Source organism: Streptomyces thioluteus (assembly GCF_039535865.1).
This window is the reverse complement of record NZ_BAAAXZ010000021.1, coordinates 36,468-62,824: the sequence shown is the minus strand read 5'-3', so window position 1 is coordinate 62,824 and position 26,357 is coordinate 36,468. Positions and strand designations below refer to the sequence as shown.

The 26,357-nt window shown below is 67.9% G+C and carries 19 protein-coding genes and 5 pseudogenes; 14 read left to right on the top strand and 10 right to left on the bottom strand.

Annotated features, from left to right (window positions below; translation table 11 throughout):
- Nucleotides 1-22 precede the first annotated feature (22 nt).
- Nucleotides 23-664: an HD domain-containing protein gene (locus ABD794_RS02625; RefSeq protein ID WP_344960698.1), complete on the bottom strand. Its 642-nt coding sequence runs from the start codon at nt 662-664 to the stop codon at nt 23-25.
- A gap of 45 nt (nt 665-709) precedes the next feature.
- Between ABD794_RS02625 and ABD794_RS02620 the strand changes: the two genes are divergently transcribed.
- Nucleotides 710-1,402, top strand: coding sequence for a copper homeostasis protein CutC (locus ABD794_RS02620; RefSeq protein ID WP_344960697.1), 693 nt, complete (start codon nt 710-712; stop codon nt 1,400-1,402).
- 122 nt (nt 1,403-1,524) lie between these two features.
- Here ABD794_RS02620 and ABD794_RS02615 read toward each other — a convergent pair whose 3' ends face one another.
- Nucleotides 1,525-2,745: an MFS transporter gene (locus ABD794_RS02615; RefSeq protein WP_344960696.1), complete on the bottom strand. Its 1,221-nt coding sequence runs from the start codon at nt 2,743-2,745 to the stop codon at nt 1,525-1,527.
- Between the two features lie 93 nt (nt 2,746-2,838).
- Here ABD794_RS02615 and ABD794_RS02610 point away from each other — a divergent pair, with 93 nt between their 5' ends.
- Nucleotides 2,839-3,168 (top strand): ArsR/SmtB family transcription factor, encoded by a 330-nt coding sequence (locus tag ABD794_RS02610; protein WP_344960695.1) that lies wholly within the window; start codon nt 2,839-2,841, stop codon nt 3,166-3,168.
- Here the strand turns inward: ABD794_RS02610 and ABD794_RS02605 are convergent.
- Nucleotides 3,165-5,186: a HelD family protein gene (locus ABD794_RS02605; protein ID WP_425585907.1), complete on the bottom strand. Its 2,022-nt coding sequence runs from the start codon at nt 5,184-5,186 to the stop codon at nt 3,165-3,167. The two genes, ABD794_RS02610 and ABD794_RS02605, sit on opposite strands and share 4 nt — an antisense overlap.
- Before the next feature lie 279 nt (nt 5,187-5,465).
- Between ABD794_RS02605 and ABD794_RS02600 the strand changes: the two genes are divergently transcribed.
- Nucleotides 5,466-5,624 carry a hypothetical protein gene (locus tag ABD794_RS02600; protein WP_344960694.1) on the top strand — a complete coding sequence of 53 codons (159 nt, stop codon included), beginning with the start codon at nt 5,466-5,468 and terminating at the stop codon, nt 5,622-5,624.
- A 2-nt stretch (nt 5,625-5,626) separates the two neighbouring features.
- Here the strand turns inward: ABD794_RS02600 and ABD794_RS02595 are convergent, their stop codons facing one another.
- Nucleotides 5,627-7,273, bottom strand: a complete 1,647-nt coding sequence (locus ABD794_RS02595; RefSeq protein WP_344960693.1) for a DNA repair helicase XPB — start codon at nt 7,271-7,273, stop codon at nt 5,627-5,629.
- On the opposite strand from ABD794_RS02595, the gene ABD794_RS02590 reads away from it, so the two are divergent.
- The 4 genes and pseudogenes from ABD794_RS02590 to ABD794_RS18490 form a co-directional block, all read left to right on the top strand.
- Nucleotides 7,191-8,765, top strand: a complete 1,575-nt coding sequence (locus ABD794_RS02590; protein WP_344960692.1) for a recombinase family protein — start codon at nt 7,191-7,193, stop codon at nt 8,763-8,765. The genes ABD794_RS02595 and ABD794_RS02590 overlap by 83 nt on opposite strands.
- Nucleotides 8,755-8,943: a hypothetical protein gene (locus ABD794_RS02585; protein ID WP_344960691.1), complete on the top strand. Its 189-nt coding sequence runs from the start codon at nt 8,755-8,757 to the stop codon at nt 8,941-8,943. The genes ABD794_RS02590 and ABD794_RS02585 overlap by 11 nt, the downstream gene beginning before the upstream one ends.
- Nucleotides 8,944-9,247: 304 nt before the next feature.
- Nucleotides 9,248-9,870, top strand: a pseudogene (locus tag ABD794_RS18495) (transposase family protein); the annotation flags it as partial.
- 33 nt (nt 9,871-9,903) lie between these two features.
- Nucleotides 9,904-10,950, top strand: a pseudogene (locus tag ABD794_RS18490) (reverse transcriptase/maturase family protein); the annotation flags it as partial.
- A gap of 10 nt (nt 10,951-10,960) precedes the next feature.
- Here ABD794_RS18490 and ABD794_RS02575 read toward each other — a convergent pair.
- Complete coding sequence (locus ABD794_RS02575; protein WP_344960690.1) at nt 10,961-11,515, bottom strand: transposase; 555 nt, start codon at nt 11,513-11,515, stop codon at nt 10,961-10,963.
- Nucleotides 11,485-12,093, bottom strand: coding sequence for a helix-turn-helix domain-containing protein (locus tag ABD794_RS02570; RefSeq protein ID WP_344960689.1), 609 nt, complete (start codon nt 12,091-12,093; stop codon nt 11,485-11,487). The genes ABD794_RS02575 and ABD794_RS02570 overlap by 31 nt, the downstream gene beginning before the upstream one ends.
- Nucleotides 12,094-12,194: 101 nt before the next feature.
- Between ABD794_RS02570 and ABD794_RS02565 the strand changes: the two genes are divergently transcribed.
- The 4 genes and pseudogenes from ABD794_RS02565 (at nt 12,195) to ABD794_RS02550 (ending at nt 14,562) form a co-directional block, all read left to right on the top strand.
- Nucleotides 12,195-12,911: an HNH endonuclease gene (locus tag ABD794_RS02565; RefSeq protein ID WP_344960688.1), complete on the top strand. Its 717-nt coding sequence runs from the start codon at nt 12,195-12,197 to the stop codon at nt 12,909-12,911.
- 106 nt (nt 12,912-13,017) lie between these two features.
- Nucleotides 13,018-13,845 (top strand): annotated as a pseudogene (locus tag ABD794_RS02560) (ISL3 family transposase); the annotation flags it as partial.
- 54 nt (nt 13,846-13,899) lie between these two features.
- Nucleotides 13,900-14,088, top strand: a pseudogene (locus tag ABD794_RS02555) (XRE family transcriptional regulator); the annotation flags it as partial.
- 2 nt (nt 14,089-14,090) lie between these two features.
- A pseudogene (locus tag ABD794_RS02550) lies at nt 14,091-14,562 on the top strand (NUDIX domain-containing protein).
- Nucleotides 14,563-14,631: 69 nt separating this feature from the next.
- On the opposite strand, the gene ABD794_RS02545 reads toward ABD794_RS02550, so the two are convergent.
- On the bottom strand, nt 14,632-15,594 hold the full coding sequence (locus tag ABD794_RS02545) for a DUF3800 domain-containing protein (RefSeq protein WP_344960687.1): 963 nt from the start codon (nt 15,592-15,594) through the stop codon (nt 14,632-14,634).
- A 313-nt stretch (nt 15,595-15,907) separates the two neighbouring features.
- Between ABD794_RS02545 and ABD794_RS02540 the strand changes: the two genes are divergently transcribed.
- Nucleotides 15,908-17,428, top strand: a complete 1,521-nt coding sequence (locus ABD794_RS02540; protein ID WP_344960686.1) for a type I restriction-modification system subunit M — start codon at nt 15,908-15,910, stop codon at nt 17,426-17,428.
- Nucleotides 17,425-18,588, top strand: a complete 1,164-nt coding sequence (locus ABD794_RS02535; protein ID WP_344960685.1) for a restriction endonuclease subunit S — start codon at nt 17,425-17,427, stop codon at nt 18,586-18,588. Before ABD794_RS02540 ends, ABD794_RS02535 begins: the two co-directional genes overlap by 4 nt.
- 13 nt (nt 18,589-18,601) lie before the next feature.
- Here the strand turns inward: ABD794_RS02535 and ABD794_RS02530 are convergent.
- Both ABD794_RS02530 and ABD794_RS02525 read right to left on the bottom strand, forming a co-directional pair.
- Nucleotides 18,602-19,410 (bottom strand): IS5 family transposase gene (locus tag ABD794_RS02530; protein WP_344960684.1). Its coding sequence is split into 2 segments (ribosomal slippage): nt 18,602-19,090 and nt 19,093-19,410, totalling 807 coding nucleotides; the frame shifts between segments, so codons are not numbered across the junction.
- A gap of 92 nt (nt 19,411-19,502) precedes the next feature.
- Nucleotides 19,503-21,131, bottom strand: a complete 1,629-nt coding sequence (locus ABD794_RS02525; RefSeq protein WP_425585906.1) for an ISAzo13 family transposase — start codon at nt 21,129-21,131, stop codon at nt 19,503-19,505.
- Between the two features lie 209 nt (nt 21,132-21,340).
- On the opposite strand from ABD794_RS02525, the gene ABD794_RS02520 reads away from it, so the two are divergent.
- Nucleotides 21,341-24,919, top strand: coding sequence for a DEAD/DEAH box helicase family protein (locus ABD794_RS02520; RefSeq protein WP_344960682.1), 3,579 nt, complete (start codon nt 21,341-21,343; stop codon nt 24,917-24,919).
- A 177-nt stretch (nt 24,920-25,096) separates the two neighbouring features.
- Here the strand turns inward: ABD794_RS02520 and ABD794_RS02515 are convergent, their stop codons facing one another.
- Nucleotides 25,097-26,350 (bottom strand): IS701 family transposase, encoded by a 1,254-nt coding sequence (locus tag ABD794_RS02515; protein WP_425585905.1) that lies wholly within the window; start codon nt 26,348-26,350, stop codon nt 25,097-25,099.
- Between the last annotated feature and the right edge of the window lie 7 nt (nt 26,351-26,357).

Sequence of the window (26,357 nt, the reverse complement as noted above, 5' to 3'; positions counted from 1 at the left end):
ACCGGGGGCACCGGGGGCTCCGTCACGTCGTGAGGAGCGCCAGCTCCGTCGTGAGGTTGTGGCGCGCCGTGCGCTCCCAGCGCTCGTACCCCTGCGGGGTGCGGAACAGCCTCGGCAGGGCGAGCAGTTGGCGCAGTACGTCCGCGCGGCCGGTGCGGAACGCCTCGCCCGGCACGAAGCCGTACTCCTGCCGCACCTCCGCCGCGTACGTCGCGTAGGCCTCCGGCGTGCCGCCGAGCACGGCGAGGTCCGCGTCGCACAGGACCTCGCCGTCGCGGTCGCCGGGCGCCGGGTCGTGATCGACCGTCAGGAGGACGAGCCGGACGACCTCCGCCGTGCGGGCGGCCGGGACGCCGAGTTCGGCGAGGGCCCGCTCCGCCAGCCGCGCGCTGCGCTCCTCGTTGGTGGAGCGCTCGGGCAGGTAGACCGCGTCGTGGAACCAGGCCGCGAGTCGGACGGCCGCCAGGTCCTCGGCGTGGCCGGCCAGTTCGTCCACCCGGTCCAGGACGGCGGTCAGGTGGGTGACGGTGTGGTAGCGGCGCTGCGGTTCGGACCAGCGCTTGAGGAGTTCGTCGGCGTACGGGCCGGGCTGCGGACCGTCCGCGTCCGTCCCCCGGGCGGCGTCGACCGTCCGCGTCCAGCGCTCCTGCAGGGTGATGGCCATGGGGCAATCTTCCTGGATGGGTCGTGTGTGTGGCACCCTGGTTACATGTCTAGACCAATTCTCGAGGTAATCGCGCTCGGCCCGGAGGACGCGACGGCGGCACAGTCCGGCGGGGCGGACCGGCTGGAACTGGTCAGCGACATGGCCGCCGACGGCCTGACCCCCGCGCGCGAGACCTTCGCCCGGGTGCGGTCGGCCTGCGACCTGCCGGTCCGGGTGATGCTGCGGTCCGCCAACGACTTCTGCGCGGGCGGCGCGGCGAGGCTGGACGCGCTGTGTGCGACGGCCGCGGAGCTGCGGGCGGAGGGGGCGACGGAGTACGTCCTCGGGTTCCTGGACGAGGACGGCGGCGCGGATCTCGCGGCGGTGACGGCGGTCGTGGAGGCGATCGGGGCGGAGGCGCGGTGGACGTTCCATCGGGCGATCGACCGGGCGGCCGACCGGGCTGCGGTCCGCAAGCAGCTTGCGGATCAGCCGGGGCTGGACACGTACCTCACGGCCGGGTCGGCGTCCGGGGTGGACGACGGGCTGGGGACGCTGCTGGCGGAAGCGGCCGGGCAGGGGAGCGGGCCGCGGATTCTTGTGGGCGGGGGCCTGGCGCTCAAGCACGTGCCCGTGCTGCGGGCCGCCGGTGTCGACGGCTTCCACATCGGTGGGGCGTCGCGGCCGCGGGGGTGGGGGGCGCCGGTGGATGCGGGTGCGGTGCGGGTGTGGCGGGAGGCGCTGGACGGGGCGTAGGGGTTTCCGCCTTTCCGCGCTTGCGCGCGGGGATTGTGCCCCCGCCCCGCCCTTTCACCGTTTCCCGGGGAGACCCCGGACCCCATTCGCCCTTCGGGCGAAGTCCTCGAGCGCCGGACGGGCTATTCAGCCCGTCCGGCGCTCGAGGACAGCTCGCGCACCCGCGCACCGGCCTCGCGCGCGCCAACCGCGCGCCCCGCGTCGGCCGGCCGAGCCGTCGTCGTGAACGACAGCCCCCACGCCACCACCGCCAACCCCGCCGACACCAGCGGGAACCACCGCTCCCCGAGTACCGCCATCGCCCCGCTGCCCACGGCCCCCGCCGAAGCGACGCCCAGGTACAGCGCGCTGCTGTTGAGCGAGATCAGCAGCGGCGCGTTCGCCGGGGCGATGGAGGCCATCCGGTGCGGGAGCGCGACGCCCACGGCCCAGCCCGCCAGGGGGGAGACCACGGCGTACACCAGCGCACCCGGCAGGCTCCGCGACAGCCACGGCAGTGCCGTGAACGCCAGTCCGGCGGCCACGCTGCCCGCGAGCAGTACCGTCCGCACGCCGAGGCGGTCCACCAGGCGTCCGCCCAGCCAGCTGCCCGCGACCGACGCGATGCCGGTGACCAGCAGGATCAGGCTGAGGCGCCCCTGGTCGCCGCCCGTCGCGGGGCGGACGGCCGTGGCCAGGTAGATGTAGATGGCGTTGAAGGCCAGGAAGAAGGTCAGGGTCGTGGCCGCGCCGGCCACCACGCGGCGGTCGCGCAGCGGGGTCAGCCGCTCGCGGAGCCCGGGCGCCCCGGCCGCCGGCGCGGGCAGTCCGCGCATCAGCAGGGCGAGTCCCGCGAACGCGGCGACGCCGAGCGCCACGACCAGCCACATCGTCAGGCGCCAGTCCGTGCTCCCGAGGTACGCGCCGACCGGTACGCCGAGCGCCGTGGCCACGGTCATGCCGCCGAGCACGGTGGCGAGCGCCCGGCCGCGGCGCTCCGGCGGGGCGAGGGCGGTGGCGACGCCCGAGGCCGTGGGCGTGTAGAGCGCGGCACCGGCCGCGGCGAGCCCCCGGGTGGCGAGGAGGGTGCCGTAGCCGGGGGCGAGCGCGCTGAGCGCGTTCGCGACGGTGAAGACGCCCAGGGCGGTGAGCAGCAGGCGGCGGCGGTCCCAGCGGGCGGTCAGCGTGGCCAGGACGGGCGCCAGCAGCGCGTACGACAGGGCGAAGACGGAGACCAGCTGGCCGGCCGCGGAGACGGAGACGCCGAGGTTGTCGGCGATGCCGTCGAGGATCCCGGCCATGACCATCGAGTCGGTGCCGACGGCGAACGTGCCGAGGGCGAGCAGGAGCAGGCGCAGACGCACGGGTGCCCTTCCGGGACGAGAGGTAAGGTTGGACGCACGTCAAACAATAGAGATTGTTGGGCGATCGTCAAACAGTTGGTGGGGGAGGGACCCATGGGTGCCGGGGAAGAACTGCTGCCGCAGCCGGACATCCGGGACATCCGGCTGGAGAAGGTGCTCCAAGCCCTGGGTGACCCGGTCCGGCTGCAGCTGATGGCCATCTACGCCCGCGAGGGCGAGCAGTGCGACTGCGACCCGCGCCGCTTCGGGCTGCAGCACCTGCACAAGTCGACGGTGTCGCACCACATGAAGGTGCTCCGCGAGGCGGGCGTCACCTCGACCAAGGTGGTGGGGCGCAACCGCCATGTGCGGTTGCGCAAGGAGGAGTTGGACGAGCGCTTCCCCGGGCTGGTGGACACCCTGCTGGCGGCGCTCGACGACTAGCCGGCCAGCTCCCGCGGCAGCGGCTCCGCGTGCAGCACCGTCAGCCCCGACACCGCACGCGTCAGCGCCACGTACAGCCGCCGCAGCCCCGTCCGCCCGTCCGGCTCGCCCGCGACGATCGCGGCGGGTTCGTCGAGCACCACGTAGTCGTACTCCAGGCCCTTCGCCAGCGACGTCGGCACCAGCGTCAGCCGCGCCCCGGCCGACGTCTCCTCGCCCGGGGCGAGGTGTGCCAGCCCCGCCTCCGCCAGCGCCTCCGCCAGGGCGGGGATCCGCGCGTCCGCCGCGATCAGGCCGGTCGAGCCCTCGTGCCCCAGCGCCGCCCGGCACGCCGCGACCACGGCCGCGTCCAACTCCGGCCCCTCGACGGGCCGTACGGCGAACTCGCCCGCCGCCTCGCGCACCGACGTGGCCTCCGTCAGCTCCGGGGCGATCGCCGGCAGCAGCCGCGAGGCGTACGCGATCACCTCGCGCGGGACGCGGAAGCCCTGCGTCAGCTCCTCGACGGACGCGTCCGGCTTGCCCAGGTGCGCGAGCGCCTCGCGCCAGCCCGGCGTCGCCCACGGCGTCGTGCCCTGCGCGATGTCGCCCAGCACCGTCGCCGAACCGGTCGTGCAGCGCCGGCCCACCGCCCGGTACTGCATGGGGGACAGGTCCTGGGCCTCGTCCAGCACCACGTGTCCCAGCGACGGCGTCCGCGTGACCAGGTCCGTCGCCTCGTCCACCAACACCGCGTCCGCCGCCGACCACTTGGCCGACTTCGGGCCGCGCGCCGGCCTCGCCCACAGGACCGCCCGCTGCTCCTCCGCCGAGAGCAGGCCCGCCGCGTGCTCCGCCAGGAACTCCGCGTCCGACAGCAGCCGCAGCACCAGCTTCGCCGGATCGACCGCCGGCCACACCTCCCGTACCGCCGCCTTCACGGCGGGCGTCCGCGCCACCGCGTCCTGCACCCGGTCGTCCGGCGCCTCGCCCGCCTCCTCCATCCGTACGAGCACGGCGTGCGCGATCCGCTGCGGCAGGGCGTCGCGGGCGGCGCCGTAACGGATGTCGCGGGCGAGCAACTCGCGGACGATCTCCTCCAGTTCGTACGCGGGGATCCGCCAGCGCCGCGAGCCGCGCACCACGACCACCGGGTCCGCCGGCATCGTCACGCCCGAGCGCACCGCGCGCCGCAGCACCTCGGCCATGCGGGCGTCGCCCTTGATCCGGGCCGCCTCCGCGGAGTCCGTGCCGCGCACCTCCACGTGCGCGACCAGGTCGTCCACCGTCGCCTGCGCCACGTTCAACTCGCCCAGTGCGGGCAGGACCTGCTCGATGTAGCGCAGGAAGGACTTGTTCGGGCCGATCACCAGCGTGCCCGTGCGGGCCAGCCGCTCGCGGTGCGCGTAGAGGAGGTACGCGACGCGGTGCAGGCCGACGGCGGTCTTCCCGGTGCCGGGCGCCCCCTGGACGCAGACCGTGCCGCCGATCCCGGCGCGGACGATCTCGTCCTGCTCCGGCTGGATCGTCGCGACGATGTCGCGCATGGGGCCCACGCGGGGCCGCTCGATCTCGGCCTGGAGCAGCACGCTCGCCCGCTCGCCGGACGCCGGGTCGGTGAGGTCCTCGTCCTCGTACGCGGTCAACTCCCCGCCGGTGTAACCGAAACGGCGACGTCGGCGGACGTCCATCGGCTCCTTCGCCGAGGCCCGGTAGAAGGGCTGCGACACGGGCGCGCGCCAGTCGACGACCATCGGGTCCCCGTCGGCGTCGTGCACGTGCCGACGGCCGATGTAGAACGTGGTCCCCGCGTCGTGCGCCGTGTAGTCCAGCCGCCCGAAGAACAGCGGGGTGTCCGCGAGGTCGGCGAGCGCGGTGATGCGCTCCTCGATCTGCCGCCCCAGGACCTGGGCGTTGACCCAGTTGGCGGCGACGTCCTCGATGTCGAGCGCCTCGACGTCGGCGCGCATCGCGCGCAGGGCGGAGCGGGAGGAGGCGAGGTGGGAGCGTTCGAGGGCGAGGGGGTCGTGCGCGGACACGGTGATGCCTCCCGGCAGTGGTCACGAACGGTGGGCGGCCGCCGGTTTCCGACCGGACGGCGGCGCTCCCGTGATGCGTGGCGGGAGGCGGAAGCCCGCGATTCTAGCCACGGGATGCAGCCGGGCGCGAATGATTTTCCGTGCGCCCCGGGGTGGCTCTCAGGGTCGCCGTCCGTCTCCCGTAGGGGACGTGATTATCCTTGAGTCGTACGTCGCCACCCGCCGCTTTACGCCGCCGGATTGATGTGTCACGGCCCTCTCGGCACGCATCATGGATCCATGACCACCGCAGGAATCACCCCAGACGCCCGGGGCGCCGAGCACGGCGCCGAGACCGCCCTCTCCCACGCGTTCCGCGCGCTCAAGGTGTTCGCCGGTACGGCGGTGAGCGTGGTGCTGCTGGGCGACTACGCGCAGGAGGGCCTGGTCAAGCGCTGACCTCAGACGTCCTCGCCCGCGAGGATGGCGTCCGCGTCCATGATCCGGTAGGCGTACCCCTGCTCCGCCAGGAAGCGCTGGCGATGCGCCGCGAAGTCCTGGTCGACCGTGTCGCGGGCCACGACCGAGTAGAAGCGCGCCTCGTGCCCGTCCGCCTTCGGGCGGAGAACGCGGCCCAGCCGCTGCGCCTCCTCCTGGCGCGAGCCGAACGTGCCGGAGACCTGGATCGCGACCGTCGCCTCGGGCAGGTCGATCGAGAAGTTGGCGACCTTCGAGACGACGAGGACCGAGATCTCGCCCTGCCGGAACGCCTCGAAGAGCTTCTCGCGCTGTGCGTTGCTCGTCTCGCCCTTGATCACGGGGGCGTCGAGGTGCTCGCCCAGCTCGTCGAGCTGGTCGATGTACTGCCCGATGACCAGCGTCTGTTCACCCCGGTGCCGGCGCACCAGCGCCTCGGTCACCTTGCGCTTGGTGTCCGTCGTCGCGCAGAAGCGGTACTTCTCCTCCGTCTCGGCCGTCGCATACGCGAGCCGCTCGGAGTCCGTCAGGTTGACGCGGACCTCGACGCAGTCGGCCGGCGCGATGTAGCCCTGCGCCTCGATCTCCTTCCAGGGCGCGTCGAACCGCTTCGGCCCGATGAGGGAGAAGACGTCCGACTCCCGCCCGTCCTCCCGGACGAGGGTCGCGGTCAGCCCGAGCCGCCGCCGCGCCTGCAGGTCGGCAGTGAACTTGAAGACCGGTGCCGGCAGCAGGTGCACCTCGTCGTAGACGACGAGCCCCCAGTCGCGGGAGTCGAAGAGCTCCAGGTGGGGATAGATCCCCTTCCGCTTCGTGGTCAGCACCTGGTACGTGGCGATGGTGACCGGCCGGATCTCCTTCCGCGTGCCGCTGTACTCGCCGATCTCCTCCTCGGTCAGCGACGTCCGCTTCACCAGCTCGTGCTTCCACTGCCGCGCGGAGACGGTGTTGGTGACCAGGATCAGCGTCGTCGCCTTCGCCTCGGCCATCGCCCCGGCCCCGACCAGCGTCTTCCCGGCCCCGCACGGCAGCACGACCACACCCGACCCGCCGTGCCAGAACCCGTCGACGGCCTGCCGCTGGTACGGCCGCAGCGCCCAGCCGTCCTCGCGCAGCTCGATGGGGTGCGCCTCGCCGTCCACGTACCCGGCGAGGTCCTCGGCCGGCCAGCCGAGCTTCAGCAGCGTCTGCTTGATCTGCCCGCGCTCGGACGGATGGACGGCCACGGTGTCCTCGTCGATCCGCGCCCCCACCAGCGGCTGGATCTTCTTCGACCGCAGGATCTCCTCCAGCACCGGCCGGTCGCTGCTCTCCAGCACCAGCCCGTGCGTGGGGTGCTTCATCAGCCGCAGCCGCCCGTAGCGGGCCATGGTCTCGGCGATGTCGACGAGCAGCGCGTGCGGCACGGGGTAGCGCGAGTACGTCACCAGCGCGTCCACGACCTGCTCCGCGTCGTGCCCCGCCGCCCGCGCGTTCCAGAGCCCCAGCGGCGTGACCCGGTACGTGTGGATGTGCTCGGGCGCCCGCTCCAGCTCGGCGAACGCCGCGATGGCCCGTCGGCAGGCGTCGGCCTGCTCGTGGTCGACCTCCAGGAGGAGGGTCTTGTCGCTCTGGACGATTAGGCAGGACACGCATACCTCCACGGATAGGATTTCCAGCGTGACAGACACCGCACCTGCCACGGCTCGGGCCATGCCCCGTGCCCGGCGCCGAAAGGGCGTTCCGGCCAGCACGCCGGGGATGCGCGCCGCTATCTATGTTCGCCTATCGCGTGAAACGGACGAGACGACATCTCCAGAGCGCCAGAGAGCGGCTTGCGAGGCGTTGTGTGAGGCACGTGGCTGGAACGTCATAGTCGCCGAGGAGGACATCGATGTCTCCGGCTTCTCGCGGGGCCTCGACCGGCCGGGACTGCAACGCATCCTGACCAGGCTTGCCGAGCTGGACGTGATCGTGTTCTTCAAGATCGACCGGCTTGCGCGCTCGACGGTCGACTTCGCGGAGATCATGCGACTCGCCGAGCACCAGAGCGTTGCGCTTGCGTCGGCGACAGAGCCGCTCGACCTCACGTCGTCCATGGGCCGGGCCATGGCGAAGGTGATCGCGGTCTTCGCTGAGCTGGAGTCCGACACCATCGGGATGCGGGTGTCCAGCGCGCACGAGCACCTGCGCCGCGAGGGCCGCTACACCGGCGGTCGGGTCCCGTACGGGTACATGGTCGTTCCCAACCCCAACGGGGCGGGCAAGGTGCTCGCGGTCAATGAGGACGAGGCCAAGACGATCAAGCGGATCGTGGAGCGGGTCCTGTCCAAGGACTCGCTCATGCAGATCATCAACGACCTCAACAAGGAGGGCGTCCCGTCGCCCGGCCACTCCTCACGCCAGACCTCGGGCAAGCGCAGCGACTCCAAGCAGTGGTACACGACGACGCTGCGGAGCTTGCTGGGCAGCCCCCAGTTGCTCGGCCAGGTCATCGAGGACGGGAAGCCGATCCTGCGGACGGACGGTCTGCCCCTGGTCAACCGCCCGCCGATCCTCGACACGGACACCTGGCAGGCGCTCCAGGACGAGTTGGAGCGCCGGGCCAATCCCGGTGAGAAGCGCCGGGAGGGGACGTCGCTGCTGCGCGGCATCATGCACTGCGGAGTCTGTGGTGAGCGCATGTACACCTTCAGCGGGCGCAACGGTCAGCTTCGGTACCGGTGCATCGGCCCGCTGAAGTACCGCCAGTGGGCGGCCAAGGGGGGAGGAGAAGCAGGGCGTGAAGTGCTATGGGCCGACCGTGGCCGGGGTGACCACCGAGGAGCACGTCACCGAGCAGTTCCTCGCGAAGTACGGGCACCTTTCCGTGATGCAGATGGTCCAGGAGGTGGGCGAGGACTTCCGCCCGCAGATCAGGCAGGCCGAGGAAGCGTTGGCCGACCTGCAAAAGGATCGCTACGACCGGGGCCTGTTCAGAGGCGACGACGGAGCGATCCGGTACGCGGATCAGTACGCCAAGCTGGAAGAGCGACTGGTGACTCTGAAGGAGAGGCAGCGAACGGCGAAGCCGGGCGGCGTGAAGGCGGAGCCGACCGGCGAGACGCACGCCGAGCAGTGGAAGCGCTCGGACGTGGCCGGTAAGCGAGATCTGCTGTTGAACGCGGGCGGCTACGTGGAGGTGGCACCCGCGCGGCGTGGCGGCAAGAAGCTGGACACGTCGCGTCTGTCGGTGTACTTCGGCGAGGAGGGGCACATGCGGCGGGCGGCAGCGGCGAAGGAGAGCGGACAGGAGACCGAGGCGGCTGACAGCCAGGGCTGACGCCGAAGTCACCCGGCACACGCAGCGGCGCCCCCACCTCGTCCGTCAGGTGGGGGCGTCGCTGTCTGCGTTCAGGTCAGGCGGCGTGCTGGTCGGGGTTGTGCCAAGGGCCGATGACCTTGATAGAAGGGCGGCAGTACGACAGCGCCGCACCGTCGCGAGTTGTGAACTCGACTGTCTCTGCGACGAGTTCGCAGAGGGCGTCCCCGTCCGTCTCGGACAGTGCCGTCCTGAGCGGGGTCTGTACGGTCAACGGCCCTGTCTCACTTTCGGTGGTGACGCAGAGTCGTAAGGGGTCGTTGACATCTGTGTGAGGGATGTCAACGAGCTTGTGCAGATGGTGTTTCGGGACTGTCCCCGCTGGTCATCGAGGATGTGGCCGACGGGGGTGAGCGGATCGTGGTGCGGGCGCGGACTCCGCAGCACACCGCGGTCTGCCCGGTGTGCGGGGCGTCGTCGGGACGCGTGCACGGCTACCACTGGCGGACGGTGGCCGACGTACCGACCGACGGGCGGCGGGTGGTGGTCCGTGTACGGGTGCGGCGTCTGGTGTGTCCCACGCTCGGCTGCCGCCACACCTTCCGCGAGCAGGTGCCCGGGGTACTCGAGCGGTACCAGCGGCGAACCGCCCGTCTGGCCAGGCACGTCAAGGCCGTGGTCAAGGAGTTAGCGGGCCGGGCGGGGGCGCGTCTGCTGGCGGCGCTCGCGATGGGCCTGTCGCGTCACACCGCTCTGCGTACGCTGCTGCGTATCCCGTTGCCCGCGGTGCGGGTGCCCCGCGTGGTCGGCGTCGACGACTTCGCTCTGCGCCGGCGGCACCGCTATGCCACCGTAGTGATCGACGCCGAGACGCACGAGCGGATCGACGTGCTGCCCGACCGCACGGCCGACGGGAAAGCCGTCCACATCGGGCGAAGGGGGCCAGGTGATCGGGCACTCAAGGCCTGGGAGGTATGCGCAATGCAGAACGCCGAAACAGTGCTGAGTATCCTCCGTGAACGCGGCAGGCGCGGCCTGCCGTGCAACGAACTCTATCGGCAGCTCTTCAATCCGCAGTTGTATCTGCTGGCTTACGGGCGTCTGTACTCCAACAAGGGAGCGATGACGCCCGGGGTCACTGGGGAGACCGTGGACGGCATGTCGCTGGGCAAGATCGAGCAGGTCATCGAGACGCTGCGCCACGAGCGGTATCGGTGGAGCCCGGCCAGAAGGGTCTACATCCCGAAGGGGCGAGGCGACTCGAAGCTGCGCCCGCTCGGCCTGCCGCCCTGGATCGACAAGTTGGTCGGCGAGGTGGTCCGCCTGCTTCTTGAGGCATATTACGAGCCGACGTTCTCCGACTCCTCACACGGTTTCCGCCCCCGACGGGGCTGCCACACCGCACTGCGCGAGGTGGCCCATACCTGGACGGGGTCGACCTGGTTTATCGAGGGTGATATTTCCCGGTGTTTCGACCAGCTTGACCACTCGGTCATGCTCAGAATCCTGGGCGAGAAAATCCACGACAACCGGTTCCTGCGGCTGGTGCGGAACATGCTCAAGGCCGGATACATGGAGGATTGGGTCTGGAACGCCACGCACAGCGGAAGTCCGCAAGGCGGTGTCGTTTCACCGATCTTGTCTAACATCTACCTGCACAAGTTGGACGAGTACGTCGAGAAAGTTCTGATCCCTGAATACACCCGGGGAAGAGTCAGGCAGCCGAACCAAGCCTTCTTCAAGGTATGGAATGCGATGCGTCGCGCGCGCAAGCGCGGCGACCGCACCGAGGTGCGGAACCTGCGCAAGCAACTCCGCAGCATGCCCAGCATGGATACTCAGGATCCCGGCTACAGGCGGCTGCGGTATGTGCGTTACGCCGACGACACCCTGCTCGGGTTTGCCGGACCCAAGGCAGAAGCCGAGGAAATCAAGAGGCGGTTGGCACAATTCCTGCGTGACGAACTCAAGTTGGAGCTGTCGCCGGAGAAAACCCTCATCACGCACGCCCGCACCCAGGCGGCTAGTGCTCGGTTCCTCAAAGGCGGTACTCGAAACGGCGCCGGAGCTGGCGGGTTGGTGGTGCTGGGCGGCCCCAGATCCAGGGTTTGGCGCGTGCGTTGAGCTGGGCTGTGACGACTCTCGTCGCGTGGTCGATCTCGTTGGGGTCGGCGAAGGACTGTCCGGCCAGGGCCGCTTTGCGGAAGAGCCGCCACCAGCCTTCCTGGAGGTTGAGCCAGCACGCGCCGACGGGGATGAACACGTGGCGGATGCGCGGGTGGTTCTCCAGCCATTCGCGGGTGGACTTGCTGTTGTGGGAGGAGAGGTTGTCGGTGACGACCACGATGTCGCCCGTGGGGTTGGCGTCCTCCAGCAGCAGGAGGAACTGCTGGTAGTTGACGCTGTTGCGTGAGGCCGCGGTCATGGTGATCTCCTGGCCGTCGGCCGGCCGCAGGCCGCCGTAGACCCAGGTCTTCTCCGGCCCGCGGCCGTAGTCGAGTTCGGCCTTGATGCGGTGGCCGTCCGGCGACCAGCCCGGAACGGGCGGGAACGTGCGCGGGATCACCGGGCCGAGCTCGTCCGCGCAGACCACCGTGGCACCCTCCGGCGGGTCCGTGTACAGGCCGACGATCCGGGTCCTTTTGGGGAGAACTCCGGATCACGGCTGGTGATCCAGGACCGGGTACGGCGCCAGCGCACACCCTCGGCCAGCAGGATCCTGCGGACCTGGGACCGCTGGATGTCGATACCCTGGCGCCGGGCCGCCTCGGTGAGGGTGTCCAGGGTCCACTCGCCCGGGGCCGACTCGTCCTCGGCCGCCAGGTCGCCCCAGGGCTCCCGCACCAGTCGGCCCGGAGGGTCGCAGCGGACCAGCTCGATGATCCGCGACCGTTCGTCCTCGGTGATCCGGCGCTTGCGGCCGCATCCGGGACGGTCGCCGAGTCCGTCCAGGCCCTGGGCGTTGAACCGGTGCAGCCACTTGCGCACCGTCTTGTGATGGCACCCGAGCCGGGACGCTATGGCAGGGGCACGGTGCCCTTCCCAGCCCAGCACGATGATCCTGGCCCGCAGGATCCAGTCCGCCGGCGCATGCCGGGCCCCGGCCAACCTGCGGACCTTCCCCTCCTCGGCCACGTCCTGGGCAGGACGGGCCGACAACAGCTTCGGCACAACAACTCGCCCCCGAGAAGCCCGAACTGACACCCCCACACCCCTACAACTACCCCGCCAAAGCGGAACCGAGCACTAGGTTCCTCGGCTACGACATCACCGTGCACCACAACGACCGCAAGATCTCCGGCAGACGGCGTTCTGTCAATGGGACCATCGGTCTGCGTGTCCCTCGTTCGGTGGTAGTCGCCAAGCAGGCCCGCTACATGAAGCGCGGCAAACCCGCGCGCCGGCCCGAACTGCTGAACCAGGACGACCACGTCATCATCAGCACCTACGGGTCGGAGTATCGCGGCATCGTCCAGTACTACCTGCTGGCCGGCGACGTCTTTCGACTCGCGCGGCTTCATTGGGCCATGTCGGCCTCGATGCTGATGACGCTCGCCAACAAGCACCGGTCCTCGTTCTCGACGGTGGCCCGCAAGTACGCGGCCACCGTCGAGACACCGTACGGGCCGCGCAAGTGCTTCGAGGCACGTGTCGATCAACCCGGCAGGAAGCCACTGGTCGGACGGTTCGGAGGGATCCCGCTGAGACAGAACAAGAAGGCGATCGTCACCGATCGCCAGCTGGCCCCGGTCAGCATCAAACGCAAGGAGCTCGTCACTCGTCTCCTCGCCGGGCGATGCGAATCCTGCGGGCGCGTCGACGAGGTGGAAGTCCACCATGTCGCCAAGCTCGCGGATCTCGGCCGATCGGGATACCGGCCGCCGTGGGCGGATCTCATGGCCGCGAAGCACCGCAAAACCCTTGTGGTCTGCGGAAACTGTCACGCGGACATCCACGGCACGAGGTCTGTTCCAGCGCACACGGGATGATCACTGGAGAGCGACGTGCGGGGAAAGCTCGCATGCGTCGTTCGGGCTGGGGGCCGTGGGAAAAGGACCTGCTCAGCAGGCACCTTGCCGACGGCCCACCAGTACTCTGTGGCACAACCTGTGCGAAGCCGCCCTGAGCGAGGTGAAGGCGCACAGCAGCTGCTGGGCCACCGTACTGGACGCACCCATCTACGACGGGCCCCGCGCACAGACCACCCTCGAACGCTGGCGCCAAGTCCACGACCTGCTGGGCCAGGGCGTAGGCCTGCTCGAATGCGCCCGCCGTCTCCAGCTGGCCCTGAACACCGTCAAACGCTACGCGCGAGCCGACCGGCCCGAGCGCATGCTCCGCGTCCCCAAATACCGCGCCAGCCTTGTCGACCCCTACCGCGAGCACCTGCGCAAACGCCGGGCCGAAGACCCCGCCGTCCCCGTCAGGCACCTCTTCGAAGAGATCAAGGCCCTCGGCTTCACGGGCTGCCTCAACCTCCTCCACAAGTACATCAACCAGGGCCGCGCGGACGCCGACCGCAGCCACATCTCCCCGCGCCGACTCGCCCGAATGCTCCTCACCAGGCCCGACAACCTCAAGGCCGAACACCACGACCTCCTGGCCCAGCTCACCGCAGCCTGCCCCGAGATGACCCAACTGGCTTCAGCTATCAGGGACTTCGCCCCGCTCCTTGCGCCTTACGCCGCAAACGCCGACGCGCTCGCACGCTGGATCGCCCAGGTCCGCGAAGTCGATCTGCCCCATCTGCACGCCTTCACCCGGGGCCTGGAACGAGACCGCGACGCAGTGAACGCCGCGCTCACACTCCCGTACAGCAACGGCCCGACCGAAGGCGTCAACACCAAGACCAAGCGGATCGCGCGCCAGATGCACGGACGAGCAGGCTTCACCCTCCTACGCCACCGCATCCTCCTCGGATAGCAGCACTCTGCGTCACCACTGAAAGTGCGACAGGGCCGTCTACTGGACAGACCCACCACTCTCTACAACTCGATCTATCGTGCGGATGGCCAGGCGCTGGTCAATGCCCATGTCTGGGGCGTGAACGCCTACGGCGCTCCCGTGTGGCATCTCCGACGCAGCGGGAAGGGCGGCATGTTCGACACCTACGCCAGCAGCTTCGACGGGGCGTGGGAAACCGCGACGCCGGTACGAGAAGGGTGACCATGGCACGGACCGAGTACTACGACGACCCAGCGGCACCGGAGCCGAACAGCCTGGTGGTCGCCGCGTCCGCCGTGGTCACCGACGACGAAGGGCGCGTACTCCTTCAGCGCCGCAGGGATAACGATCTATGGGCGCTGCCAGGTGGCGGCATGGAGATGACCGACTCACTCCCAGGAACGGCCGTCCGCGAGGTGAAGGAAGAAACCGGACTGGACGTAGAGATCACCGGGCTCGTGGGCACGTACACCGACCCTCGCCACGCCATCGCCTACTCGGACGGTGAGGTGCGCAGGCAGTTCCAACGTCTGCTTCACCGCTCGTGTGATCGGGGGCCGCCTCGCGATCTCGGACGAGTCCACGGAGCTGCGGTTCGTCCAGCCGGGCGAGATCGGTCAACTGCCGATGCACCACACGCAGCGGCTCCGGATCCGTCACTTCCTGGAACACCGTGCGCGGCCCTATCTCGGCTGATCGAACCGGCGACACCAGCTTTACGGACAGAGGGCTTTCGTGCTGTAGAACCGGGGCTTCAACACCGGGTCAGCCTGCCGGCGACTCGACCACGCTGCCGTCCGGCTCGCCCTCGCGCCGCTCGGGGGTCGAAGCGCCCGGCTGCCCCGGGATCGCAGTAGTCGGCACGGTGATCGCATGTCTAGGTCCGAACATCAGGCTGGATGGCTGCTGCGTCCGCCGGTCGGACACGACGATCCCGCCGCGCCACTTCCCCGTCGGGTCCTGGTACCGGAACTGCAGCTTCTTCAGCCGCTGCCCGAACTGCTCCCGCAATGGCCGGTAAGCGTCGTCGCAGTGCACGTTCCATGTCACGTCGCCCAGGTAGGCGTGGCACGCGATGGGGAACAGCAGGGAGGACACCACGAGATCGGCGAGCTGGAGCAGCGTGTGGGTGTCGCTGTGGCCGAAGACCGGCGACTCGATGACCCCGCGGAGGCTGTCACCGCCCGTGCGGTACTTGCGGGTGGTCACGCAGTGCACATTTGGAGCGTTTTTCACCTTCGTGCGGCTGTCGAGGACCATCATGCCGCGCGAGTGCTCGTGGGCGAGCTGAGCCTGGAAGGTCTCGTTCAGCGCGGCAACGGAGGCCGGGTACACCCCGGACTCGTCAAACGCCAGCCCCTCCTCTTTAATCCACACGCGGGCAAGGATGCGGGCTTCGTGGGATTCCAACGTGTCGAGCAGTGAAGCCACCAGCTCCATGGCTGCACGCCGCCAGCCGTGATTGCCGACACGGAGGTTCTTGCGGACGTCTGAGCCCTTGATCTCGTGCTGGATCACCTCGGAGAGCTGATCCGCGTTCCGCAACTGCGGCCGGTAATGCTTCTTGACGGCAAGGAAGGCCCAGGTGAGGGACTTGACCTGGGCCCGGGGCACGGTGAATCCGCCGACGACGAGGACCGGAGGGGCGTCCGGCCTCCCGGGATCAAGCGTCTGCCCGTTGCCCGCCTCGTCGATGTAGCACAGATGCACCGAACCTCCCTGGAACACGTCTGTGGCCGCCCCCGAAGGGACGGCCACAGGGTCTGCGCAGCCATATGCGCGATGTTTTGCTTGCTGAGTCCGATCCTGCCGAGAACGGCTACGGTCGGTCAAGCCGAGCGCACGTTAAGTGGTACGGGTTTCGGTCAACCTTGACGGGCGAAGCCGAAGAACGCGGTCCACTCGGTCGGCGCGATGGCGAGGCCGTGGTGAGCCGGCAAGACGGTGTGCGCGGAGGTCGATGTCTGAGACGCGAAGTGGTGGAGTCCCGAGCTTGTCAAGTCTCGATGGCATGGGGTTCGGGGGCCGTAGGATCCTCTGTGTGATTACGGGCGAGCTGAAGAGCAAGGTGGGGCGGGTCTGGGACGCGTTCTGGTCGGGCGGCATCTCTAATCCGCTGGAGGTGATGGAGCAGATCACCTACCTGCTCTTCATCAAACGGCTGGACGAGATCCAGACCCGCAAGGACCGCAAGGCGACCGCAACGGGCAAGCCCGACCCGGACCCCTTCTTCTCGGACGACCAGCAGGATCTGCGCTGGCAGAACTTCAAGGTCAAGGATCCCGAGATCATGTACGGGCTCGTCGCCGATGGCGTCTTCCCGTACCTGCGCCGCATGGGCGGGGACGAATCGACGTACTCCCACCACATGAAGGACGCCCGGTTCACGATCCCGAGCCCCAACCTGCTGGCGAAGGTCGTCGACATGCTCGACGACATCTCCATGGATAGCAGCGACACCAAGGGCGACATCTACGAGTACCTGCTCGCGAAGATCGCCGCAGCTGGCCAGAACGGCCAGTTCCGCACGCCGCGCCACATCATCGACCTGATGGTCGAGATGACCCAGCCGGGGCCGCGAGACAAGATCTGTGACCCGGCGTGCGGCACGGCCGGCTTCCTGGTGCAGGCGGCTTCGTACATGCAGCGGGTGCACCGCGAGGCGCTGCTGGGCGTCGAGCAGCGCAAGCGCTTCAACGAGAAGACGTTCCACGGCTTCGACTTCGACAACACGATGCTCCGCATCGGCTCCATGAACATGCTGCTCCACGGCGTGGAGAACCCAGACATCCGGTACCGCGACTCCCTTGCGGAAAGCGCGGCGGGCGAGGCCGAGCGCTACTCTCTGATCCTCGCAAACCCGCCGTTCGCGGGGAGCCTGGACTACGAGTCCACGGCGGTGGACCTCCAGCGCATCGTCAAGACGAAGAAGACGGAACTGCTGTTCCTGGCCCTGTTCCTGCGGCTCCTGAAACCCGGTGGCCGGGCGGCCGTCATCGTCCCGGATGGCGTGCTGTTCGGCTCGTCGAAGGCACACAAGGAACTGCGCCGGATTCTGGTGGAGGACCAGCAACTCCAGGCGGTGGTCAAGCTGCCGAGCGGAGTGTTCAAGCCGTACGCCGGTGTTTCGACAGCGATCCTGTTCTTCACGAAGACGGACTCGGGTGGCACGGACCACGTCTGGTTCTACGACTTGCAGGCGGATGGCCTGAGCCTTGATGATAAGCGCGCTCCGCTGCTTGCTGACGATCGGCTCACGGTGCGACCGGCGGGCGGGCCGCTCACGGAGACTGAGCACAAAAAGAACAACTTGCCGGATGTTTTGGCGCGCTGGTTTGAGCGGGACGGCTCCGAACGCGATCGGCAGCGCACAAACCAGAGCTTCTGTGTACCCAAGGCAGAGATCGCAGCTCACGAATACGACTTGAGTGTCAACCGGTACAAGGCGGTCGTGCACGAGGAGATCAAGACGCGAACTCCAGGCGAAATTCTCGCTGATCTGGAAAGGATTGATGAGGAGATCGCCAAGGGTGTATCTGAACTGAAGGGGCTGCTGGCGTGAGCAGTACGGATGCGCTTTTGGGTGACATCATCAAGCCTGCGACCCTACGGCGGGCCGGAACTGAAGACCTCCCCATCCTGTCCATGACTATGCGAGACGGGCTTGTCGATCAGGCGGACAAGTTCAAAAAACGTGTAGCCTCTGCTGACACTTCCGCTTATCGAGTCGTCGATCGCGGTCAACTCGTCGTCGGGTTCCCTATTGATGAAGGAGTGCTCTCCTTTCAGCGGCTTTACGATTCGGCGATCGTAAGTCCAGCTTACGACATCTGGGAACTGTTGGACCCGGATTTGGTGTCGCGAGGTTACCTGGAGTATTTCCTGCGCTCGCCTCGGGCTTTGAGCTATTACAGAGCAAAGCTGCAGGGGAGCACCGCACGTCGGCGCTCGCTGCCGAGAGATATTTTCCTCGCCCTGCCGGTCCCGATGCCACCCCTCGGAGAGCAGAAGCGGATCGCCGCCGTCCTCGACCAGGTGGACACCCTCTGTGCCAAACGCCGCGAAGCCATCAGTCTCCTCGGCAACCTCGCTCAATCCGTCTTTCTGAATATGTTCGGTGACCCTGCCCGTAACCCGCTGGGATGGCCCGTGGGGAAGGTTGGCGACTTGCTGATCTCTGCCAATTATGGCAGCTCGGCCAAGGCGGACATGGAAGGTGACATTCCGGTACTCCGTATGAACAATATCACTACTTCCGGTGACCTTGACATGCGTGATTTGAAGTACCTGTCAAGCGAGCAGGTGTCAGAAAAACATCTAGTTCGGGCAGGGGATGTCCTGTTCAACAGGACGAACAGTGCTGAGCTGGTGGGTAAGTCGGCTATCTATCGATTGCCCGAAGAAGTAGCCTATGCGGGATACTTGGTGCGCCTTCGGGTCAGCGATGAAAGTCATCCAGAGTACTTGGCGGCTTTCCTGAATAGCCAGTATGCCAAGCGAGTGCTGCGTTCGATGAGTAAGAGCATCGTCGGTATGGCGAACATCAACGCCAAAGAAGTTCAGAGCATCAAGATTCCCATCCCTCCGTTGGCTGAACAGAAGCGCTTCGCTTCGGCGATCACCCAGGTTGAGGCGGCTAAGGAACCTCACCGCACCCACCTCGCCACCCTTGACGAGCTCTTCACCTCCCTTCAGCACCGTGCTTTCTCCGGCGTCCTTTGAGCTCGTAACAGGATCATGGTTTGCGGTTCTTCAGGCGTCTCCAGCAGATGAGGCCGCAGGCCAGGGAGACGAGGGCGTCGTGGAGTTCGAGGCGTCGTTCCCAGCGGACGGCCAGGCGCTTGAACTGGTGCAGGAGCGCGAAGGTCTGCTCGACGACGTACCGGAGTTTGCCCAGGCCCTCGATGTTCGGGGTGCCTTTGCGGGAGATGACCGGCAGGATGCGGCGTTTGCGCAGTTCCTTGCGGTTGGGGTTGCTGTCGTATCCCTTGTCGCCGAGCAAGGCGTCGGGGCGCCTGCGGGGGCGTCCGGGCCGTCCGGCGACAGGCGGGATGCCGTCGACGAGTGCGAGGGTCTGTGTGACGTCGTTGACGTTGGCCGCGGTGGTGACGATCTTGAAGGGAGTGCCCTTCCCGTCGCAGATCAGGTGGTGCTTACTGCCCGTCTTCCGGCGGTCGACCGGCGACGGGCCGGTCCCGGCTCCCCCTTTTTCGCGCGGATGTGGGAGGCGTCCACACACGCACGGGACCAGTCGAGTTCGCCGGCGGCGTGCAGTTTCGCGAGCAGGAGGCGGTGCAGCCGGTCGAAGACGCCGGCCTCGTGCCACCTGCCCAGCCGTCGCCAGCAGGTCTGCCCCGAGCCGAATCCGAGCTCCAGCGGAAGGAGTTGCCAGCTGATGTCCTGGTACAGCACGTACAGGATGCCCTGCAGGCACAGCCGGTCGGACACCGGCCGCGGCCCCGGCGACTGCTCGGGCCACGGCGGCAGCAACGGCTCGATGAGCTCCCCCAGTTCGTCGTCCACGATCCACGGCCGCTTCCTCACACCGTCACGAACAGCCGAAACACCCCCGACGTCACGGCTGACCAGCCACACTCAACAAGATCGTGTTACGAGCTCTTTGGGCTTGTAGATGATTAACACGCTGATTTGATCTTGTCTGAGTCGACCTCTGTCAGGAACGCCGTGATGTCTGCTGGTGTGCGGAAGCGGGCTGTTGAGGCAGTGATGCGGTAGCCGTGGGCTTCGAGGAGGGGGCGGACTTCTCGGATGGTCCGGCTGATGGTCATGGTGGTGACGCCGAAGAGCTGGCCCAGGAGGTGCTGAGGGCCGAGTTTGCGGAGGTAGAGGACCGTTGCCAGGATGCGGTCGGTGTGGGTGAGCTTGTCTTTGGGGCCGGCTCCGGGGACCTGGCTGGGCCGTCCGCCGCGGCGTGTGGTCCGGGACTGCTCGCGTTGCCGCTCCAGTTCAGGGGCCAGGGCGGTGGTCATGGCGTCCAGCTGCCGGTGCGTCATGCCGGTCAGTTCGGGGTTTCGCAGCGAGCTGGTGGACAACTGGCTTGGTGTGTCCGCGGGTTCGTTCGCGCAGTCGGGAGCCTGGGCTGTGGGGTGGAGGGTGTAGTTCCAGTCTCCGTGGAAGCGGTGTCTGCTCATGGCCAGCGCGTCGATCTGCGCGTCGGTCACGGTGACGCCGGTCGGGTAGGTCCCGGTGTCGAGTTCGGCGTGCACGGTCAGACCGGTCGCGGTAGTGGTCGCGGCGATGCTGTTGAGGATGACTTCGTGGCTGGTCAGGGGCCTGCCGCGCCAGTTCATGGTGATGTGGGAGAAGAGGCGGTGCTCGATTTTGTTCCATTTCGAGGCGCCGGGCGGCAGGTGGCACACGGTGACCTCCAGCCCGGCCCCGGCGGCGAGAGCGGCGAGTTCGGTCTTCCAGGTCCGGGTGCGGAATCCGTTGGAGCCGCCCGCGTCCGCGGTGATCAGCAGCCGTGTGGCCTGCGGGTAGTCGTGCCGGCCCCGGCCGTGCCACCAGCGCCGGATGGAGGCGACAGCAAACGCTGCGGTGTCGTGGTCGGTGCCGACGCTGACCCAGCCCGCGTTCGCGGCCACATCGTAGATCCCGTACGGGATCGCCCTGCCGGAGCCCGGCTGGTCCAGGAAGTCATGCGTCCTGACCTTCACCGGCTCACCGCCCGGCCGCCACCCGCGGCCGTTGTTCCTGTAGTTGCCGACCAGCTCCTTCTTCTTCGTGTCGACGCTGATGACCGGCTGCCCGGTATCGATGTGCTGCCTGGCCCGCTCGTTGATATAGCGGAACTGGGCATCCCGGTCCGGGTGCTGCTTGCCCTCGATGGTCTTGGCGTTGGCCTGCAGGCTGAAGCCTTCCTGCCGGAGCAAGTCCCCGACAGTGTCCGCACCCACCGTGTGGCCCTGGCGGGTGAGCTCGGCAGCGAGCTTGCGGGTCGACTTCGTCGTCCACCGCAACGGCGACATCGGATCCCCGCGCTCGTCCGGCTCGACCAGGGCCAACAACGCCGGCCGCAGCCCGGGGTCCGTCTCCGCCAGGCACTTCCGGCCGCCACCGGGCCGACGCACCCGGCCCAGCGGCCCCTCACCCGCCTCCAGCTCATCGACACCCTTACGGACGGTGGCCTCGCTCTTCCCGGCCGCCCGGGCCACAGCCCGGATCCCGCCATGGCCCAGCAGCCGGGCTTCGGCCCCCATCAACGGAAGCAACACGTTAATCATCTGCAAGCCCTTTGGGATCATGAAGCGGCTGGCGAAGCGGCGTAGGTCGCTTCGCCGCACATGGTGCGCGGCACCGACCGCGTCACCCGCCGCCCGTGCGGCCGGGCAGGGGAGCCCGGTCCAGAGGCGGTTCTGCCGTAGGAGACGGACAAGAAACGTCGGCCTCGTACGGGTTCGGTGCGTCGCGGACCCATACGACAGGGGCCACGCAACAGGGGAGGGACACCGGCATGGGGAACGAGCAAAACAGCGATGACCAGGGACAAGCTCAGCAGGAGAGGCAGGCCCGCGAGCGCGCCGCCGCCGACAACATCGGCCGCACCGCAGGCGGCAACTTCGCCTTCCTCCGCGCCGAGTGGCCCGCCCTGCACGACGAGGCGACCCGCGCCGAGCGGCTGATCCACCACGACCCGCGTGCCGCCTGCTTCTACGCCCGCCGTGCCGTCGAGATCGCGGCCCGCTGGATGTACGACAAGGACACCAGCCTCAGCGAGCCCTACAAAAAAGATCTCGCGGCGATGCTCCACGAGCCGAGCTTCCGGCAGCTCGTCGGGCCGACGGTCAACGCCAAGATGGATCTCATCCGCCGGCACGGCAACAATGCAGTGCACAAGGCCGCCCCCGTCCCGAAGACCGTTGCCGAGGCCAGCGTCAAAGAGCTGTTCCACTCCCTCTACTGGTTTGCCCGCACCTACACCCGCCAGGCTTCGGCTCTGCCACCCGCCGGGCTGGAGTTCGACACGAGCGCCGTACCGCGTCCCCTCTCCCCCCAGGCCCGCGCACTGAAGCAGGCCGAGCTCAAGGCGAAGGAAGCCGAGGACGAGGCACGCTTTAAGGAGCAGGCCGAGCAGCTGGCCGCCGAGCGGGCGCAGAATGCGGACCTCGCCCGGCAGCTCGAAGAACTCAAGGCGCAGATCGCTGCCGCCAAGGCCGCCAACCAGTCAGTGCGGGACACGCACGACTACGACGAGCAGGCGACCCGGGACGCCTTCATCGACCTTCTCCTCAAGGAGGCGGGCTGGGACCTCCTCACCCGAGGTAAGGACACCGAGTACCCGATAGCGACGGGGATGCCCACGAAGACGGGCAAGGGGTTCGTCGACTACGTGCTCTGGGGCGATGACGGCAAACCCCTCGCTGTCGTCGAGGCCAAACGGACCCAGCGAGACGCCCGCGATGGTCAGCAGCAGGCGAAGCTGTACGCGGACGCGCTCGAGAAGCAGTTCAACCGTCGCCCGGTGATCTTCTACACCAACGGCTACGAGACCTACCTCTGGGACGACGGTCTCGGCTACCCGCCCCGCCAGGTGCAGGGCTTCTTCACCAAGGATGAGCTGTTCTGGCACATCCGCCAGCGCGCCGGACGCCTCTCCCTCACGGGCACGCCGGTAAACGAGAAGATCGCCGGCCGCCCCTACCAGCTCCGCGCGATCAAGCGGGTCGGCGAGACCTTCGAGCGGGACCGGGGCCGCCAGGCGCTGCTAGTCATGGCAACGGGTACCGGCAAGACCCGTACCACCGTGGCCCTCGTGGACCAGATGATGAAGGCCGGCTGGGCCCAGCGGGTGCTGTTCCTCGCCGACCGGCAGGCGCTGGTCACCCAGGCGATGAAGGCGTTCAAAGAGAACCTGCCGAACACCCCCGCGGTCAGCCTCCTCGACGACAAGGCCGCCTCGGCCCGCGTGTACCTGTCCACGTACCAGACAATGATGAAGCAGATCAACGTCACCGACGGTGCGGGCCGCCGGCGCTTCGGGCCCGGCCACTTCGACCTGATCGTCATCGACGAGGCGCACCGCTCCGTGTACGCGAAGTACGGTGAGCTTTTCCGCTACTTCGACTCGCTGTTGCTCGGCCTGACCGCCACGCCCAAAGACGAGATCGACCACAACACGTACAAGCTCTTCGCCATGGAGGATGGGGTACCGACCGACTCATACGACCTCCATGAAGCCGCCGCCGAGGGCTATCTCGTGCTCCCCAAGGCGGTGAAGGTGCCGTTGAAGTTCATGGAGCAGGGCATCCGGTACGACGACCTCTCGGAGGAGGAGAAGGCCGAGTGGGACGCCAAGGAGTGGACCGAGGACGGTGATATCCCGGACGCGGTGGGCCGGCACGAGATGAACAAGTTCCTCTTCAACGAGGACACCGTGGACAAGATGCTGGAGACGCTCATGACACGCGGCCACCGCGTCGAGGGCGGCGACCGGCTCGGCAAAACAATCATCTTCGCGAAGAACAACGACCACGCCCGGTACATCGAGGAGCGTTACAACGCGAACTACCCGCAGGGTGCCGGCCACACGGCACGCGTGATCACGTACAAGGAGACGTACGCCCAGTCGCTCATCGACGACTTCTCTAACCCGAAAAACCCGCCGAACGCCCCTGATATCGCCATCTCCGTCGACATGCTCGACACCGGCATCGACGTGCCCGAGGTGGTGAACCTGGTCTTCGCCAAGCCCGTCTTCTCCAAGACCAAGTTCTGGCAGATGATCGGCCGCGGCACCCGCCTGCGCCCGGCCCTCTACGGGCCCGACCCCGACAACCCTGATCACAACAAGCAGAATTTCTACGTCTTCGACTTCTGCGGCAACATCGACTTCTTCAACAGTCAGCTTGACCAGTCGGAGGGGCGTAGGGCCGTCACGCTCACTGAAAAGCTCCTCCAGCGCCAGCTCGACCTCGTGCGGGTCTTGGACAGGCGGCAGCAGCCTGATCCGGCACGGGATGCCGGCCCCGGCGCGATCGGCACCGAGGCGGAGATCCGCTGGTCGCTGGCCCACCGGCTGCACCACACCGTCACCGGCATGAACCTGGATAACTTCCTGGTCCGTCCACACCGCCGGGAGATCGAGGTCTTCAGCGACTTCGCCAGCTGGCACCGGGTGGACGACGACGCGGACACCGCGATCCGAGAGCACCTGCTCGGACTGCCCAGCGAGTTCCGCCCGGACGACGAGGAGACGGGCGAGGAGGCCAAGCGGTTCGACCTGATGGCGTACGGTCTCCAGCTCGCCGCGCTGGAAGGCGGCAAGGAGTTCGCCAAGCTGCGCGCGAAGATCCAGGACATCGCTTCCAACCTGCTCACCAAAACCAACATCCCAGCGGTCGGCGAGCAGGCAGAGCTGTTGGAAGCGGTGGCGGGCGATGAGTGGTGGGACGGCGTCACGCTCCCGCTGCTGGAGGACATGCGGCGCCGTATGCGCCGACTGGCGCGTCTCACCGACCCCAAGGTCAAGCGGAACGTCGTCTACACCGACTTCGCTGACACACTCGGCGACATTACCGAGGCCGAGATCCAAGGGATGCCCCAGGGCACGGACGAGCAGCGCTTCAAGCAGAAGGCTCGGGCCTACCTCCTGCGCCACGAGGACCAGCCGGTGGTGCGCAAACTGCGTCTCAATGAGCAGATCACCGAACTCGATCTCGCGGACCTGGAGGAGATCTTCCTGTCAGAGGCCATCGCTTCCCCGGAGGACCTCGACGAGGTGCGGTCCTCCGGCGGCCTCGGCCTGTTCGTGCGCGGGCTGTGCGGGTTGGATCGGCAGGCCGCACAGAAGGCGTTCGAAGTCTTCTGCACGGGTAGGCAGCTCAGCTCCCGCCAGATCGACTTCCTGACGTTGATCATCGATACGGTGGCAAAGCGTGGAATCCTGGGCTTGGGCGACCTCTACGAGGATTCGTTTGCCGATCTTGCCCCGGGTGGCCCCGACGACCTGTTCTCCGGTGAGGAACTCGAAGTCCTCAACGTCATCTTCAAGGAACTGGAGCGGACAGCCAGGCCCACCACCTTGGCGGCCTAATACTCCAGCAGGATTTTGGTGTCTGACCTGCGGATTTGGCTGGGCGGCTGGAGTGTAGCGGGCTGCGGTGCGGTCAGGGGCGGTCTTCGGGAGACCGTCCCTCCATCGTGTGGCGGTGTCGCTGGTAGTGGCAGTAGCGGGCGACTGCTTGGCGTCGTCTGCGCCAGTTCGACCATCTCAGTGCGTGTTGGCGCCCTCGGAGACCGTAGAGGTGCGGGGGCCGGGGGCGACAAGCTGCCAGGAGTCGCCGAACCTCCGCCACTGTGAGCTCGATGAGCCCGCCGGTCTCACCGGTTCCGCCCCTTTTTCCCGGGCCCGGTGAGCCGTGGCCGCCAGGAAGGCGTGGGCGAGCATGGCGAGGGTGATGTGTCGATACCAGCCCACGTAGCGACGGACTTCGTACTGGTCCAGGCCGCACTCGTTCTTCGCGGCCTCGAAGCATTCCTCGATCGCCCAGCGCGTCCCGGCGATCCGCACCAGTTCCCGAACGGTGGTCGCCAGCGGCGTGTAGGCGAGGTAATAGGCGATCTCGTCCGGCCTGCGGATGCTTCGGCGGGCCAGTGCCCACCGCATTCGGTGGGGGATCTCGCCCTGGCAGTCGAACTCGGCGACGGCCGGCAGCCGCACCGCCGCCCAGTGATAGACGCGCGGGCCCTTCGCGCCGTCACCGCACGAGACCCTCTCCCATGCCTCGTCCGGGGCCTGCGCGAAGAGGCTGTCGATGCGGGGGCAGCCCACGGTGAACTGGGACTTGGGCACGGCCAGCACGTAACCGACTCCCGACTGTTCCAGCAGCCGTCGGAAGCGACTCTCCTGTCCGTAGGCGGAGTCCGCGGTGACCCAGGCGATAGGCAGCGGCGAAGCCAGGGCCCGCAGTACCAGGTGCCGGGCCAGTTCCCCCTTGGTGGCGAACTCCCGGTCGTCGGGAACGCGGGCCGTCCGGCAGCGTTCGCGGTCCTCGGTCCAGGATTTGGGCAGGTAGAGCTCCCGGTCGATCAGGGCCCGGCCAAGGGTGGTGGCGTAGGCCGCGAAGACACCGATCTGGCAGTTCTCGGTGCGACCGGCGGTTCCGGAGTATTGACGTTGGACCCCGGCGGAGGTGGCGCCCTTCTTCACGAATCCGGTGTCGTCGATGATCAGAACTCCGTCGTCCTGACCGAGTTGGTCGGCTATGTATGCCTGCAGATCGTCGCGGATGTCGTCGGGGTTCCACTTCGCTCCGGCGAGCAGGTGCTGAAGGCCATCGGGGGTGGAATGGCCAGCCTGCTCTGCCAGTTGCCAACTGTTCTTGCGGGCCACTGGGGCAAGCAGCCCGCGCACGTAGTCGCGCATGCGCCGCCGCAACTCCACGCGGCCGAAGCGATGACCGATGGACACGAAGAGATCGTCCAGTTCCAGGTTCCACTGCTCGACAGCACACTCGGTGAACACCCTGAGA

What these genes read in the sequence shown, in the direction of transcription:
- ABD794_RS02625 (WP_344960698.1), bottom strand. Translation starts at nt 664, where the DNA reads ATGGCCATCACCCTGCAGGAGCGCTGGACGCGGACGGTCGACGCCGCC.
- ABD794_RS02620 (WP_344960697.1), top strand. Translation starts at nt 710, where the DNA reads ATGTCTAGACCAATTCTCGAGGTAATCGCGCTCGGCCCGGAGGACGCG.
- ABD794_RS02610 (WP_344960695.1), top strand. Translation starts at nt 2,839, where the DNA reads ATGGGTGCCGGGGAAGAACTGCTGCCGCAGCCGGACATCCGGGACATC.
- ABD794_RS02600 (WP_344960694.1), top strand. Translation starts at nt 5,466, where the DNA reads ATGACCACCGCAGGAATCACCCCAGACGCCCGGGGCGCCGAGCACGGC.
- ABD794_RS02590 (WP_344960692.1), top strand. Translation starts at nt 7,191, where the DNA reads ATGGCCCGTCGGCAGGCGTCGGCCTGCTCGTGGTCGACCTCCAGGAGG.
- ABD794_RS02525 (WP_425585906.1), bottom strand. Translation starts at nt 21,131, where the DNA reads ATGATCCCAAAGGGCTTGCAGATGATTAACGTGTTGCTTCCGTTGATG.
- ABD794_RS02520 (WP_344960682.1), top strand. Translation starts at nt 21,341, where the DNA reads ATGGGGAACGAGCAAAACAGCGATGACCAGGGACAAGCTCAGCAGGAG.